The sequence below is a fragment of the Nocardia sp. NPDC055029 genome (genome assembly GCF_053608525.1).
This window is the reverse complement of the sequence record NZ_JBSGVQ010000072.1, coordinates 1-14,010: the sequence shown is the minus strand read 5'-3', so window position 1 is coordinate 14,010 and position 14,010 is coordinate 1. Positions and strand designations below refer to the sequence as shown.

Here is a 14,010-nt window from a genome sequence, read left to right as displayed (position 1 = left end):
CTGGTCATCGGCGCCAACGACGTCACCAACCCGGCCGCCCGCGACGACAAGTCCAGCCCGATCTACGGCATGCCGGTCCTCAATGTCGACCAGGCTCAGAGCGTCATCGTCCTGAAGCGCTCGATGAACTCCGGCTTCGCCGGTATCGACAACCCGCTGTTCTACGCCGATCACACCTCGATGCTGTTCGGCGACGCCAAGAAGTCCGTCGGCGCGGTCACCGAGGAACTGAAGGCACTGTAAGAAAACACCTTCACACGCAGGGCCCTGCCTGCCTTCGGGTCGGCAGGGTCCTTGTGTATGCCAGGGGTGCTGTATTTTCTATACACCGACTATCTTATTCCGCGGCCGGCTCATCGAGCCGGTTCTCCCTCCTGGCAATTGACCCTCCGTCACTCGTGATTGAGACAATTACAATTCCCAATCAGCGGAGTCTCGAGATAGTGGCATGACTCCATTTAACAGCAAAGTGCAGACGTTCCCGCTGCGGTACTTTTACCACGCCCCGAACTGTGTTTGGCCGAGGTCGAGCCTGAGGTTGCCTGGGATACCCTGCTCGGAAGAAGATTGATGTCTCGCCTCGCCCCGCTAGGGCGGTCGTCATCGTCTCTGGATCATGACGTAGCCGTCAGGTCCAATGTGGCGACGGCCTAGCCGCCGGTGGAGCCGGTCTTCTTGTCAAGGTCAAAGGTGGGCGCAACGTCGCGCACGATCGTCAGTAGCGTTTGTGACAGTATCGCTGCTACTTCCTCGCGGGAAAGCGTATGGTGAATAAGCCATTGCCGCCCAGCGGATTTCGCGAGTCCACCGTAGGCGAGCATCATGGCGTGCAGCCGCTTGGTGTCCTCGCGCTCGGACAAACCCAGTGCCTCGAGCATGCGGTCGGCGGCTATCTCGTCAGCCTGCTGCATGATGCGCTCGATCTCCCGGTCACGGCTCGGAATGTCGATCCCTATTGTCGACGTCCAGATCGAGCGGTGCTTCCAGGTGACATTCAGCCAGTGATCTATGCTCGCTCGGACGCGTTCCTCCAATGCCTCCTCCGGTATTCCGCGCACCGCAGCCGCAGGAACATAAGCCGGCACGTGGGACAGCCGCCGCAAAACCTCGAGGTAGAGATCGCGCTTGGTGCCGAAGTAGTGATTGATCAGAGGTCTCGCGACGCCGGCGTCCTTGGCAATGTCGAGCGTCGACACCTCGCTGAAGGGTCGTTTCTCGAAGTGTTTGGCGGCGACGGCGAGAATCTGTTCTCGACGCTCGAGCGCACCCATGCGCTGAGGCTGGGTGCCGTTCTCGCTTGCCATCCATGCTCCTCGTTTAGTCGCGTCGGCTGTTGACCTCGGCGCAGGCCTCGTATCCCGCGACCTTGGCAGTTTACCCTGGAGCCGATGCCCGAACCATCGACAAGCAGGGGCGAAGTTTGACGGTATAGCTGACGTCGTGTCAACGGATTCGCAGGTGATCCGTGTCCACGCGTGCGTGTGATTCAGTGCGGCCAGGATCTGCCGGTGACGTAACGCGGCTTCGAATCAGCAGTACTGCGGCGGTCCGGACTGGGTCGGGTATCTCGACTGGCTCCGCGCGATCCAAGTCGTTGTCCAACTGTCGCCGGACCTCGCCACCGATGGGCCAATCGGGCCTACGCGTAGCGGGTGAGAGTCCGGTAGATGTATGCCGAATGCGAAGTCGGTAGGCGGACATATCTACGCAAAGCGCTACGCCCTGGCTAGCTGTGTGGCAACATGCAGAGGGAACCATCGTGACCGCTGTCACAGATGGATGGCTCGTGGGTGGCGCCCTTCCATCGCGGTTCGGCGAGCAGTGGCCCGCTTTCGCGCCAGTCGAAATATGGAGGAGGACGGAAATGGGCACGGTGTCCGGAACCCATGTGGTTGTAGCTGGTGGCGGACTCGCTGGGCTCTCCAGCGCGGTGTGGTTGAGCGACCGTGGCTATCAGGTGACCTTGCTGGAGGCGCGCGGTCGTTTTGGTGGGCGGACGATCGGAATCGAGGTTCCGGCGGCCGGCGCGATGGTGGACAACGGACAGCATGCGATGCTGCGCTGCTATACACGGCTGATGGAGTACCTGCAGCGGATCGGCAGTCAGCACAATGTCGCCTGGACCACCTCCTACGTGCAGCGTGAGCCGGGTCGTGGACCTGTCACAGTGACGCCTCGCGAGCTGCTCCGGTCAGGGGCAGTGCCTCTGCGTGAAGTTCCTGCAGTTGTCCGTACGCTTGCTCACGTCGCTTACGCGATGGTGAAACTTCCGCGCCGCCTCGACCAGTACTCCGTTGATGAGTGGCTGACGGGCATTCGGGCGCCGAAGTCCCTCCGTACGCTTTTCTTCGATCCGTTCGTCATCGCGCTGAACGAAACGCCGCAACGACATTCCGCTTATACGATGATCGAAACTCTCAAGTTCGTAATCAAGCGCTCTCTGCGCGACCCGCGCAACATGGGAATGGGTTATGCGACAACTGATCTCAACGAGCTGTTCGTTGCACCTGCGGAGGCGATCTTCGCGCAGCGCGGTGTCGAAACCCGCATGCGTGCAAAAGTAAAGTCCGTCAACGTGAAGGACGGACGGTGCACCGGCGTGACACTCGCCGACGGCGAGGAAATCCAGGCGGACGCGGTCGTGCTGGCTCTGGCGGCGTGGGACGCCGCAGCTGTCTTCGATGCGAGCGAGCTCGGGTACAAGGGCTTCTTCGCTCCGGTCGGCGGTATCGAGGCGTCTCCTATCGTTTCCACCTATGTGTGGCTTGATCAGCCGCTGAAGATGGTGCATTCGTTCGAAGGTCTCATCGGGACGGTGTCGGAGTGGGTGTTCGACCGTACGGCGGTGCATGGCGAGCGTGATGGCATCGGCTACGGATACAGCCTGGTAACGAGTGCGGCATGGCGGCAGCAGAAGATGAGTAATGGAGAGGTGCTCGAGGAAGTGCTCGATTCGCTTCGGACGCATTTCCCGGAGTTCGCTGACCGGAAGGTTTTGCACACGCATATCGTTCGGCAACCCCGCGCCACCTTCTCGCCGCGGCCCGGCCAGCTCGGTATACGGCGTCCGTCGCGTACGCCAGTGCCTGGTCTGATCCTCGCTGGGGACTGGACTGACTTGGGTGTCACATCCCTTATGGAAGGGGCTGTGGAGAGTGGCCATCGCGCGGTCGCAGAAGTCGATCAGCAGTTGCGTGGGCTCACGGCCTAGATGAAGTCGACGGCGTAGGTGGTCATCGTCTCCAACACACTATCGACGCACCGAATCATATATGCGTATACAGATGGACGGACCGCCGTTCGCGATGCCGGTTCAGAGCAGAAACCGGTATGGGTGGGCAGGATTCAACCGGTGCGGCAGCGCGGTATCGCTCTGACTGCCACTCGAGGAGGTCCAGGATAGGCGGATATGCCCTATGTGATTACGCAGCGTTGATGTAATGACGCCAGCTGTGTGCCAGGGTATCCGGTCGACTGCATTCCTCTCCATCCGGACGATCCGGAGTTCAGTACCGCTGAGCAGCTCTGCATTCGATCCAGACGCCTGCATCGAATGCGGAGCATGCGCGATCGCCTGTCCGGTGGGAGCGATCTTTTCCGAGGACGATTTGACGGCGCCGTTGGTGCGGTTCAGTGAGATCAACGCACGTTCGATCTCTCCGGGAACGCGCCGTCATCGTCGGCAACGGCAATGTCGCGCTCGATGTCGCACGGGTGCTCACTTCCGATCCGGAAGAGCTGCCCGAACCGACATCGCCGATCACGCCCTCGATACCCTGCGGCAGAGCAATATTCGCGAAGTTGTCGTGCTTGGACGCCGTGGCCCGCTGCCAGCTGCATATACATCGACGGAGTTCCTGGCGCTGCGCCACCTGAAAGGCGTCGATATCATCATCGATCCGGCCGAGATCGAGCTCGATCCCGAAAGCCGATAGTGGCTGGAAGGATCAGATACCGAGCCCTAGAACCGCTAGCGTTGACAACAAGCGCATCCTGTTCCGCTACCTCGCCTCGTCGACCGCAGTCACCGGTGATGGTAGGACCGAGCGGTGGAATTCGTATACAACGAGCTGGTTTCGGAAGACGGAAGTTTGGTTGCCCGCCCGACCGACCGCACCGCGGAGCTGTCGACATCATTGGAGCTTCGATCCATCGGCTATCGTGGCGTACCGATCACAGGCCTCCCATTCGACGAACGCGGTGGTGTCGTGCCCAACGACCGAGGCAGGGTGCTGATGGCGGGTGCGCCGATGGCCGGCCTGTACGTATCGGGCTGGATCAAACGCGGCCAGCGTGGCGTCATCGGAACCAATCGGGTCGACGCGCACGAGACCGTCGGTCAGGTGATCACCGATTACACGGACGGGAAACTTGCCGCACCACAGGCGGATCGAGCTGGGTTGAAGGAGCGGCAACCGGATCTCGTGGATCATGCCGGATGGCAGTCGATCGACTCTGCGGAGCGCAGGGAAGGGCAGTCGAATGGTCGTCCGCGGGTCAAGTACACCTCGCATGAGAACCTCCTGAAAGCTGCGCAAGGTTGATCTCGCAGGCGTCGATGTGCGAAGGGGCCGACATTCGGCGGCCCCCTTCGCATTCGCTGCGGGGTCAGGCTCGCTCGAGCAAGGCCTTGACCAGCCACCGTCCAAACGGCAGCGGAGTGTTGTGCAGGAGGACTCCCATCACCTTGTGATGAACGCCATGGACGATCTGCGGTTTGCCCGACATGACCGCGTCATATGCCTGGCGTGCGACTGTGGCGGGACTCATCATCATCGCGCGGTATGCGGGGTTGTCCTTGATACCTTCAAACCCGCCACCCTCGACCTCGAAGATCTCTGTGGCAGTGAACCCGGGAATGCTGACCGTGCATCGGATTCCGCTGCCCGCGTATTCGGCGGCGATGCTCTCGGTGAATTTCTGGACCATCGCCTTGGTCGCGGAGTAGATGGCCTCGGTCGGCGCACACGGGAACAACGCGGAGATCGAACTGACGTTGATGATCCGCCCCCACTCCCGCTCAACCATGCCCGGGAGTACCCGGTGCGTAAGCTCCAGCGTGCTCGTCCCCATCACGCGCACGCGCTTTTCGTGGTCTTCCCAGCTGAAGCTGTCGTAGCGGCCCCGCTGACTGTATCCCGCGTTGTTGACGAGGAAGTCGACATGGATCCCGGACGCCTCGAGTTCGGCGACGATATCAGTCGGGGCGCTGGGATCGGCCAGATCTGCAACGAGCGGGATGCCCGTAACTCCCCAATTCTCATTCAACTCCTGGGCGATCCCGACCAGGCGCTCCTTGCGCCGAGCTACCAGGACGACGTCGAATCCCTTCGCCGCCAACAGGTCGGCCATCGCCCGGCCGATCCCGCTGGAAGCGCCCGTTACGAGTGCGGTCTTGCCGACCCCGTCGGATCCTCGATCACGAATATCGATGGCTTTCGGACGACTGACCGATGATGTGCGCATTCCTCTTCTCCAAACTTCACGAACCGACAGTATGCGTGGCATACTTCACTGAACACTACGCAAGATCCGCTGATTTGTGATGCGGATTGTCGGTATCGAGTCATCACGGCGGTCTGTGTCGCGAGGACCGGTGAATGGCGCATGGTGGCGGCATGGTCCGCCACTGCACTCGGGTACCCGACAAGCGACGCACCTCGATCGTCGACCACGGGCTAGCTCGGATGCGTAGGGAGCCGGATGCCATCTACACCAGCTTGTGTCTGGAGGATGGGTCGAGCGCGCGCTGCGGCTCGGTCTCGGCACACGAGGTCGCGATGGGCCGGGCGCCACGACGTGCAGAGTGGATGGAAACGGCGAGCAGGCCGCTCGCGATGCCGAGAAATAGGTATGCCACGGGTCATTCCACCCTCGCTGCGATGCCCCCCGGCGGATGACGATGGAACCAAATCTATCGGCACCGTTGACGGGAGGTCTTATGTCTACACCCACTGCGCAACCTGCGAGCGGCGGAGTCGGACGTAACCCGGTCCCGGGCAGGGAGGGCACGCTGATGATCCGGCATTGCACAGGCTGCGACAAGCTATTCGCACCGCTCACGAATAGCTGCGTATCGTGCGCCTCCGAGCGGCTCGCGTGGGTGCCATCGGCGGGAACCGGGACGATCGTGTCGTGGCGGCTGGTGGATCGCTTCGGTCCCCACGGCGAACTGATGCCATTGACGATCGCAGTCGTCGAACTTGATGAGGGACCTTGGGTCTACACATCGATCGAAGGGGGAGTCTCCCTCGACTACGGACGCCACATACGGGTCCACTTTCAGCCGGTGCCGCAGCAGGACAGGTTTCCGGTATTCGCGGTTTGCGTTGCTTCTGAAGGTTCAGGCTGCCGGTATCCGTCTGCAGGTGGCGGCGGGGAGACATGGCGCGGCTGTGTCCCTTGTGATGACTGACGGCGGAAAGTGGATGGTGGGCGCGGCAGATTCGGCGCTGGCTCGATCCGATGAAGTCAGCTCACCCAGACCTCCTCAATGGGGAGTGCCGAGCTTCGGTGGCGGTAGGGGAACAGCAACGGCAGAGTTGACGACATGTCAACAATGGTATGCTCTCTGTCTGAGTGGGGAGTGTTGCTGACTGGCCTCGTGCGGTGCGCTCCGGCAGAATTGTTGACCAAAGGAAAACAGGGATATGCATCGTCAGGCGCCGGAACCGGACATAGATGAATCCGCGCTGCGGGTGGGGGAGCCGAAGAAGCAGGCAGCGGGTCTTACCGCTGTCGCCATTGCCCTGGATCACGCTGTGCAGGAGATGGGTGTCCTTCGCACAGCTCGGACGCTGATGCGGGTCAATCAGCGCCATGGATTCGATTGTCCCGGTTGTGCGTGGCCGGAACCAGATGGCCACCGCCGACCTGCGGAGTTCTGCGAGAACGGTGCCAAAGCCGTCGCCGAGGAGGCGACGCTGCGCACGGTCGGGCCGGAGTTCTTCGCGCGGCATTCCGTCGCCGAGCTGGCTGAGAAGACGGGATACTGGCTGGGTCAACAGGGTCGGCTCACACATCCGATGGTGCTGCGACCGTCTCAAAGCCACTACGTCCCGATCAGCTGGACGGACGCCTACAGCCTGATCGCCGATAGCCTCCGTGGTCTCGAGTCGGCGGACGAGGCCGTGTTCTACACGTCAGGCCGCACTGCCAACGAGACCGCGTTCCTCTACCAGCTTCTGGCGCGGAGTATCGGGACGAACAACCTCCCGGATTGCTCGAACATGTGCCACGAATCCTCCGGCGCCGCGCTGACCAACTCGATCGGGATCGGCAAAGGCTCGGTGACGATCGCCGACTTCGAAGCTGCGGACCTGATTGTGGTCGCCGGTCAGAACCCTGGAACGAATCACCCGCGGATGCTCTCGGCCCTGCAGAAGGCGAAAGCCAACGGAGCCAAGGTCGTCGCGATCAACCCGCTGCCCGAGGCCGGCCTCATCGGTTTCCGAGACCCGCAGACGGTGAAAGGCCTCACCACGGGCGTAGACATCGCAGATGAGTTCCTTCAAATCCGGCTGGGCGGCGATATGGCGCTGTTCCAAGGTTTGGGCAAACTACTGTTCGAGGCCGATCGTCGAGCCCCGGGGACTGTTGTCGATCGCGGTTTCGTCGACGCGCATACCGCTGGTTTCACCGAGTATGAAAAGCATATGCGCACAGTCGATCTGGATATCGTACTGGAAGCCACCGGCCTCACTCGCGAACAGTTGGATCGCACCGCCCAGTTGATGGCTGGCTCCAAGGCCACCATCCTTTGCTGGGCTATGGGCCTTACACAGCAGGTGCATGGAGTGGCCACCATCGAGGAAGCGACCAACCTACTGCTGTTGCGTGGAATGATCGGAAAGCCAGGAGCGGGTGTGTGCCCAGTGCGTGGTCACTCCAACGTGCAAGGTGACCGCACAATGGGTATCTGGGAGAAAATGCCCGAGACGTTCCTGGCGGCGCTGGACGCCGAGTTCGGTATAACCAGTCCGCGGCGGCACGGACTGGACACCGTCGACGCTATTCGTGCGATGAGGGACGGCAAGGTCAAGACATTTCTCGGAATGGGGGGCAACTTCGCGTCCGCCACCCCCGACACCGATGTCACCGAGGCGGCATTGCGCAACTGCGAACTCACTGTGCACGTCTCGACAAAGCTCAACCGCAGCCACGTCATCCACGGCCGAACGGCGCTCATATTGCCCACCCTCGGCCGTGCCGATAGAGATCTGCAAGACGGCAAGCGCCAACAGGTTTCAGTCGAAGACTCGATGTCCATGGTGCACTTGTCCACCGGTCGCCTCGAGCCTGTGAGTAAGCAACTGCGCAGCGAGGTCGCGATCGTATGTGAGATGGCCGAGGCCGTGTTCGGTCCGGCACACCCTGTGCCCTGGTCGGAGTTCAGGCGCGACTACGACAAGGTCCGCGATGCTATTTCTCGCGTGGTGCCCGGCTGCGCCGACTACAACCAGAAGGTCCGAAACCGTGGCGGGTTCCAGCTCCCGCACCCGCCTCGTGATTCGCGTCAGTTCCACACGGCAAGTGGTAAGGCGAACTTCGCGACCAACTCTCTTCACTGGCTGCCGGTCCCCGACGGCCGCCTCATCCTGCAGACCCTGCGCAGCCACGACCAGTACAACACCACCATCTATGGCCTCGATGACCGCTACCGCGGAATCCGCAAGGGCCGGAAAGTCGTCCTGGTCAATCCGGTGGACATCGCCGCGTTCGGCTTCTCCGAGGGGGAACTCGTCGACCTGGTGTCGGAGTGGACCGACGGTATCGAACGCCGGGTAACCGGCTTCCGCCTGGTCGCGTACTCGACTCCACGTGGCAATGCTGCGGCCTACTATCCTGAAACAAATCCGCTCGTCCCGCTCGATCACGTTGCACTGCGGTCGAATACCCCGGTCTCCAAGGCAATCACCATTCGCCTGGAGCGTCACAACCACACGATATGACGTCGCTGACATGAGTAGAGTCACCGCCCGCCGCGCGACGATGCGCATCGCCGCTGAAGCGATAGTCCATCGCCCGGACACACTGGCCGTCGAAGAGCCATTGGAGCTCCGCATCGATGGTCGGCCGCTCACCGTGACAATGCGTACTCCGGGAGCTGACATCGACCTGGCTCACGGTTTTCTCTTGAGCGAGAACATCATCGCAACAGCGGCCGACATCGCAACTGCTCGCTACTGTTCCGGCACTGACGACAAGGGCCGCAACACCTACAACGTACTTGACATCAGATTGAGAGCACCGGCCAAAATAACGGCTCGGTCATTCTTGACGACCAGTGCCTGCGGCCTCTGCGGCAAGACGGCGCTGGAAGAGATCAATGTACGGACTCGCCATCCCCTCCCAGACGAGTGGCGGCCACTTGCAGCCTCGCTATTGGCCGATCTGCCGGATCGGCTACGCGCTCAGCAGCGAGTATTCGACGTGACCGGGGGGCTCCACGCTGCGGGCCTGTTCAGCTACGAGGGTAGCTGCTTGGCGGTACGCGAGGACGTCGGTCGCCACAACGCAGTCGACAAGGTGATCGGGTGGGCGCTGCGCGAGAACCTCATTCCCTCGCCGGATCTGGTGCTGATAGTCAGCGGCCGAGCCTCCTTCGAACTGGTGCAGAAGGCGGTCATGGCCGGTATTCCGATTCTCGGCGCGGTATCCGCTCCGAGCTCGCTCGCGGTCGATCTGGCAGTCGCGTCCGGGATGACGCTGGCCGGCTTCATCCGCGGCGGGAAGATGAACATCTACTCGGGCTCGCGTCGCATTGTGCCAAGCGCCACCTCTGGGCGACCGGAGACGACTTAGTCGGCGCACGGGCTCCAACGCACCAGCAAGGTGCGATACGCGCGGTACTGGTTGCTAGCCGGTTTGCTGCGACGCTCCACGCACTACCCCCGCTTTCCTGCCATTCGGTGGGATACGCTGTGTATTGACCGACAGTATTTTCGTACCCCCCAGTTGCTGGGAAGATGCTGATGGGTGGTGCTTGGCGTATGAGCGAGGATGATCCGTTCTCGACCCTCCGTGACGTATCCACCCCGGTCACGGACGAGCTGAGCGCGGCTGGATTCGAAGATGCCGAAGAAGTCGGGCGAGGTGGTTTCGGTGTGGTGTACCGCTGCACTCAGGCATCGTTGGACAGGACTGTAGCTGTGAAGGTCCTCACCGCCGAATTGGACGAGGAGACGCAGGCACGGTTCGTCCGGGAACAGCAGGCGATGGGTCGACTGACTGGACATCCGAATATCGTGACTGTGCTGCAAGCGGGCAGCACCGCCAGCGGGCGTCCGTTTCTTGTGATGCCGTATCACCCGGCGGGTTCGTTGGATGCGCGCATCCGTCAGCTGGGTCCGCTGCCACTGGAGAAGGCGCTGTGGATCGGGGTGAAGATCGCCGGAGCACTGGAGAGTGCACATCGGCTGGGCATCATGCATCGCGATGTGAAGCCGGGCAACATCCTGCTCACCGACTACGGTGAGCCAGCCCTGACGGACTTTGGTATCGCGCGCGTCGTGGGGGGGTTCCAGACGGCAGCGGGCACCCTGAGCGGGTCGCCGGCGTTCACTGCCCCGGAAGTACTCGAAGGAGAAGCCCCTACCCCGGCGGCTGATGTCTACGGGTTGGGTGCCACGTTGTTCTGTGCGTTGACTGGGCACGCTGCGTTCGAGCGGCGCAGCGGCGAGAACGTGGTGACTCAGTTCCTGAGGATCACCACTCAGCCGGTACCTGACCTTCGCGAGAGCGGCGTCGCCAAGGACATGGCGGCGATAGTGGCGACGGCAATGAGCCGCGATCCCCATGAGCGGTCTTCCGCAGCAGCACTGGGGGAGGCGATTCAGCAAGCTCAAAGTCGCCATCGATTCCCGGTCGACGAGATGGCGCTGCAGATCGACACCAGTTCAGAGCATCAACGCCCGGAACGGCCCACACAGGAATGGAGCCCACCCTCGGCATCACACGTAGTTCGGGGTGGCCGCGGCGCGTTGCCGTCGGAGTTGACTAGTTTCGTCGACCGGCGCACTGAGGTCGCGGAAGCGCGGAACATGCTCGCCGCTTCGCGGCTTGTGACGGTGACTGGGCTCGGCGGGGTAGGGAAGACGCGGCTGGCATTGCGGGTAGCGGCTTCAGCGAAGCGGGAGTTCGCCGACGGGGTCTGGATGGTCGAACTGGCGGATGTGTCGGACCCGTCGCTGTTTGTCGATGTGGTGGCGGCGGCCATAGGACTGCGCGACGATCCGGCGCGCCCACTGTCCGAGGCGGTGTCGGAGTTCCTGTTCGAGCGGGAAACGCTGCTGGTGTTGGACAACTGCGAGCAGTTGGTCGCCGAGGCGGCGGAGCTGGTTGAGGCTTGGTTGCGGGACTGTCCGACGCTGCGGATTCTCGTCACCAGCCGTGAACCCCTCGATATCGCGGGGGAGGCGTTGCTTCGGCTGCTGCCCCTGGCTGTCCCCGATCCTGGGCGGGTGCTTTCGCTGCGCGCGATGCCCAGATACGACGCGGTCACCCTATTCGCCGACCGTGCGAGTGCTGTGGTGCCGGGCTTCGAACTGTCAGACGGCAACAAGGACACCATTGCCCAGATCTGCCTCCACCTTGACGGGTTGCCGCTGGCCATCGAGTTGGCAGCTGCTCGGATGCGGACGATGTCGCCCGAACAGATTCTGCAACGGCTCGGTGATCGGTATGCGCTGCTGACGCGGTCAAGCCGCTCCGCGCCGACGCGGCAACAGACACTGCGATGGTGCATCGACTGGAGTTACCAGCTGTGCACTCCCGGCGAACAGCGACTGTGGGCTCGATTGTCGGTTTTCGTCGGAGGCTTCGAACTCGACGCTGCGGAGCAGGTCTGCGGTGCGGGTTTGGCGCCGGACAGTGTGCTCGACCTGCTGTCCTCCCTGGTGGACAAGTCGATCTTGATTCGAGAGGAATCTGCTTCCGGTGTGCGGTTCCGAATGTTCGAGACTGTCCGGGACTACGGAACCCAGAAGCTCCGGGAAGTGGGCGAGGATCAGCTGATGCGGCGCCTGCACCGCGACTGGTATCAGAGGTTGGCGTTGGACGCAGAGGCGGGATGGATCAGCGACCGGCAGCTCGACTGGCTCGAAAGGCTGCAAAGCGAGCAACCCAACATGCGCGAGGCGCTCGAGTTCTGCCTGGCGGAAGATACGGAGGACGCAGCCGAAGCCGGACTCCGTACTACCAGCGCATTATGGATGTTCTGGACGTTCCGGGGTTTACACGGCGAAGGCCGACGCTGGCTGGACCGCGTCCTCCATCATCCTCGTGCCCGCTCGATCACTGATCGTGTCAAGGCGCTCGTAGTCGGGACCACGATGGCCGTCTATCAGGGGGATCTCGATTCGGCCGCCGCCCTCGTCGAGCAAGCGCATACGCTCGCCGAGCAAGATCCAAGCCCTATCACCGAGGCAAGGATCGCCTACATCGACGGTGTCCTCGCGTTCTACAGCGGTGACCTCGTGCGTGCGTCCTCCGTTTTAGAGCGTGTCGTCGAGGTGTTCGGAGCGAATCGGGCGGAATTTCTCGATGTTGCTGTTCTGACGATGCTCGGTTGGGCAAATACGCTGCAAGGTGATACGAAGCGGGCGATCGAGTACCACCAGCAAATACTCTCCATCACTGAGGCGTGTGGCGAATCGCTGTTCCGGTCGAGCGCGCTGTGGGGCATAGGTATTGCTGCGTGGCGGCAAGGCGAGCGGCACCGGGCACAAGAGCATCTGGGGGAAGCACTGCATATCAACCAGCGGGTGCGTAGCTCGTTGGTCGCCGCGCTCAGTCTCGAGGGGATGGCTTGGACTGCAGGCGCCGAAGGCCAGCCTGAACGGGCCGCGGTGCTTCTGGGAGCTGCGGACGAACTGTGGCGATCCGTGGGGAGCGTCGTCTTCAGTCTCCCAGAGCTTTTGCATTATCACGATGAATGTGAACGAGGAGCTCGCGCAGCCCTCGGCAGCCGGGCGTTCACAACAGCATTCCGACGAGGGAGATTGATGGGAATGGACGCCGCGACGGCATATGCGCTCCGTGAGCAGCCAACGGCTTCTGCATCCGCGTCAGATGCATCTGGGGAGCTGACCAAGCGCGAACGGCAGGTCGCGGATCTTATTGCCCAAGGGCTTACCAACAAGCAGATTGCCGCGAAACTGGTGATCTCGCAGCGCACGGCGCAAGGGCACGTCGAACACATCCTGACCAAACTTGGATACACATCCCGCGCACAAATCGCGGCGTGGATGGTGGAAGACGCCGAGGGGCGTAGTCGTTGACACGCGCGTGCTGTGCGATCGTGTCGCCGTGGGCGCTCCGACTGCAATCCGCAGGCGGCACCGCACGGGTCCTCAGTGGCTCCAGTGATCGGTTTCGAGCAGAATCGTCAAGCCCCGCAGGAAGGTCTATCGCTCTAGGCATGGCAGTTGACGCGCGTGTGTCGCAAGATGCCTGTGTGTCGAGACTCGGTACACGGGGATGTCTGCCACCTCGGTAGAGATGAGGTCTCGAGTGGAAGCCGAGTGCGTGCTGAGTTCAGGCGAAACGGCCGGATGGGAGTTGCGCTCCGGCCGTTTCGCTGTGTGGTCAGGCTTTCGCGAAGCGCAGCAGTGCGGTGTTGACCTCGTCGGCATGGGTCCACAGCAGGCCGTGGGGTGCGCCCTCGATTTCGACGTATTCCGCGTGCGGGACCAGCTTTGCGAACCGGCGGCCGGTTGCGTCGATCGGCAGGATGTTGTCGCGGGTGCCGTGCAGGATCAGGGTCGGTAGCCCGGCAGTGCGTACCGCGTCGACATCGGCGCGGAAATCCTCGATCCAGGTGGGAACGACGGCATAGGCGGCGATCGGCGCGCTGACCGTGGCGGTATTCCAATTGGCCCGCACCACCTCGTCACTGATACGGGTTCCGAGGTTCTCGTCCAGGTTGTAGAAGTTGTTGTAGAACTGGGTGAACCAGGCGTAGCGGTCGGCCCGCGCCGCAGCAGTGATGCCGTCGAACACCTCCTGTGG

At 62.2% G+C, this 14,010-nt stretch carries 11 protein-coding genes; 8 read left to right on the top strand and 3 right to left on the bottom strand.

All coding sequences use genetic code 11. The annotated features are described in order from the left end of the window. Nucleotides 1–243 (top strand): NAD(P)(+) transhydrogenase (Re/Si-specific) subunit beta (locus ACWF9G_RS33895; protein ID WP_452520289.1); only part of this gene is annotated, 243 nt, incomplete at its 5' end. Nucleotides 244–650: 407 nt separating this feature from the next. On the opposite strand, the gene ACWF9G_RS33890 is transcribed toward ACWF9G_RS33895, so the two are convergent. Next, nucleotides 651–1,304, bottom strand: a complete 654-nt coding sequence (locus ACWF9G_RS33890; RefSeq protein ID WP_452520287.1) for a TetR/AcrR family transcriptional regulator — start codon at nucleotides 1,302–1,304, stop codon at nucleotides 651–653. A 560-nt stretch (nucleotides 1,305–1,864) separates the two neighbouring features. On the opposite strand from ACWF9G_RS33890, the gene hpnE reads away from it, so the two are divergent. The 3 genes from hpnE to ACWF9G_RS33875 all read left to right on the top strand — a co-directional run bounded on the left by hpnE (nucleotide 1,865) and on the right by ACWF9G_RS33875 (nucleotide 4,544). Then, the gene (hpnE, locus tag ACWF9G_RS33885) at nucleotides 1,865–3,211 is read left to right on the top strand and encodes a hydroxysqualene dehydroxylase HpnE (protein ID WP_452520285.1); all 1,347 of its coding nucleotides are present in this window, start codon (nucleotides 1,865–1,867) and stop codon (nucleotides 3,209–3,211) included. Nucleotides 3,212–3,440: 229 nt separating this feature from the next. Then, nucleotides 3,441–3,935 (top strand): 4Fe-4S binding protein, encoded by a 495-nt coding sequence (locus ACWF9G_RS33880; RefSeq protein WP_452520283.1) that lies wholly within the window; start codon nucleotides 3,441–3,443, stop codon nucleotides 3,933–3,935. A gap of 114 nt (nucleotides 3,936–4,049) precedes the next feature. Next, nucleotides 4,050–4,544 (top strand): hypothetical protein, encoded by a 495-nt coding sequence (locus ACWF9G_RS33875; RefSeq protein WP_452520281.1) that lies wholly within the window; start codon nucleotides 4,050–4,052, stop codon nucleotides 4,542–4,544. A 64-nt stretch (nucleotides 4,545–4,608) separates the two neighbouring features. Here the strand turns inward: ACWF9G_RS33875 and ACWF9G_RS33870 are convergent, their stop codons facing one another. Further along, nucleotides 4,609–5,466: an SDR family NAD(P)-dependent oxidoreductase gene (locus tag ACWF9G_RS33870; protein ID WP_452520279.1), complete on the bottom strand. Its 858-nt coding sequence runs from the start codon at nucleotides 5,464–5,466 to the stop codon at nucleotides 4,609–4,611. Between the two features lie 430 nt (nucleotides 5,467–5,896). Here ACWF9G_RS33870 and ACWF9G_RS33865 point away from each other — a divergent pair, with 430 nt between their 5' ends. The 4 genes from ACWF9G_RS33865 (at nucleotide 5,897) to ACWF9G_RS33850 (ending at nucleotide 13,280) form a co-directional block, all read left to right on the top strand. Continuing rightward, on the top strand, nucleotides 5,897–6,415 hold the full coding sequence (locus tag ACWF9G_RS33865) for a Zn-ribbon domain-containing OB-fold protein (RefSeq protein ID WP_452520277.1): 519 nt from the start codon (nucleotides 5,897–5,899) through the stop codon (nucleotides 6,413–6,415). Between the two features lie 235 nt (nucleotides 6,416–6,650). Continuing rightward, nucleotides 6,651–8,951, top strand: coding sequence for an FdhF/YdeP family oxidoreductase (locus tag ACWF9G_RS33860; protein ID WP_452520276.1), 2,301 nt, complete (start codon nucleotides 6,651–6,653; stop codon nucleotides 8,949–8,951). 10 nt (nucleotides 8,952–8,961) lie between these two features. Then, nucleotides 8,962–9,804 carry a formate dehydrogenase accessory sulfurtransferase FdhD gene (gene fdhD / locus ACWF9G_RS33855; RefSeq protein WP_452520274.1) on the top strand — a complete coding sequence of 281 codons (843 nt, stop codon included), beginning with the start codon at nucleotides 8,962–8,964 and terminating at the stop codon, nucleotides 9,802–9,804. Between the two features lie 188 nt (nucleotides 9,805–9,992). Then, nucleotides 9,993–13,280, top strand: coding sequence for a protein kinase domain-containing protein (locus ACWF9G_RS33850; RefSeq protein WP_452520273.1), 3,288 nt, complete (start codon nucleotides 9,993–9,995; stop codon nucleotides 13,278–13,280). Between the two features lie 307 nt (nucleotides 13,281–13,587). Here the strand turns inward: ACWF9G_RS33850 and ACWF9G_RS33845 are convergent. Further along, the coding region (locus ACWF9G_RS33845) for an alpha/beta fold hydrolase (RefSeq protein ID WP_452520271.1) at nucleotides 13,588–14,010 on the bottom strand (423 nt) is incomplete at its 5' end.

Coding starts and splice junctions, on each gene's coding strand:
- ACWF9G_RS33890 (WP_452520287.1), bottom strand. CDS start 1,304: ATGGCAAGCGAGAACGGCACCCAGCCTCAGCGCATGGGTGCGCTCGAG.
- hpnE (WP_452520285.1), top strand. CDS start 1,865: ATGGGCACGGTGTCCGGAACCCATGTGGTTGTAGCTGGTGGCGGACTC.
- ACWF9G_RS33880 (WP_452520283.1), top strand. CDS start 3,441: ATGACGCCAGCTGTGTGCCAGGGTATCCGGTCGACTGCATTCCTCTCC.
- ACWF9G_RS33870 (WP_452520279.1), bottom strand. CDS start 5,466: ATGCGCACATCATCGGTCAGTCGTCCGAAAGCCATCGATATTCGTGAT.
- ACWF9G_RS33865 (WP_452520277.1), top strand. CDS start 5,897: ATGACGATGGAACCAAATCTATCGGCACCGTTGACGGGAGGTCTTATG.
- ACWF9G_RS33860 (WP_452520276.1), top strand. CDS start 6,651: ATGCATCGTCAGGCGCCGGAACCGGACATAGATGAATCCGCGCTGCGG.
- fdhD (WP_452520274.1), top strand. CDS start 8,962: ATGAGTAGAGTCACCGCCCGCCGCGCGACGATGCGCATCGCCGCTGAA.
- ACWF9G_RS33850 (WP_452520273.1), top strand. CDS start 9,993: ATGAGCGAGGATGATCCGTTCTCGACCCTCCGTGACGTATCCACCCCG.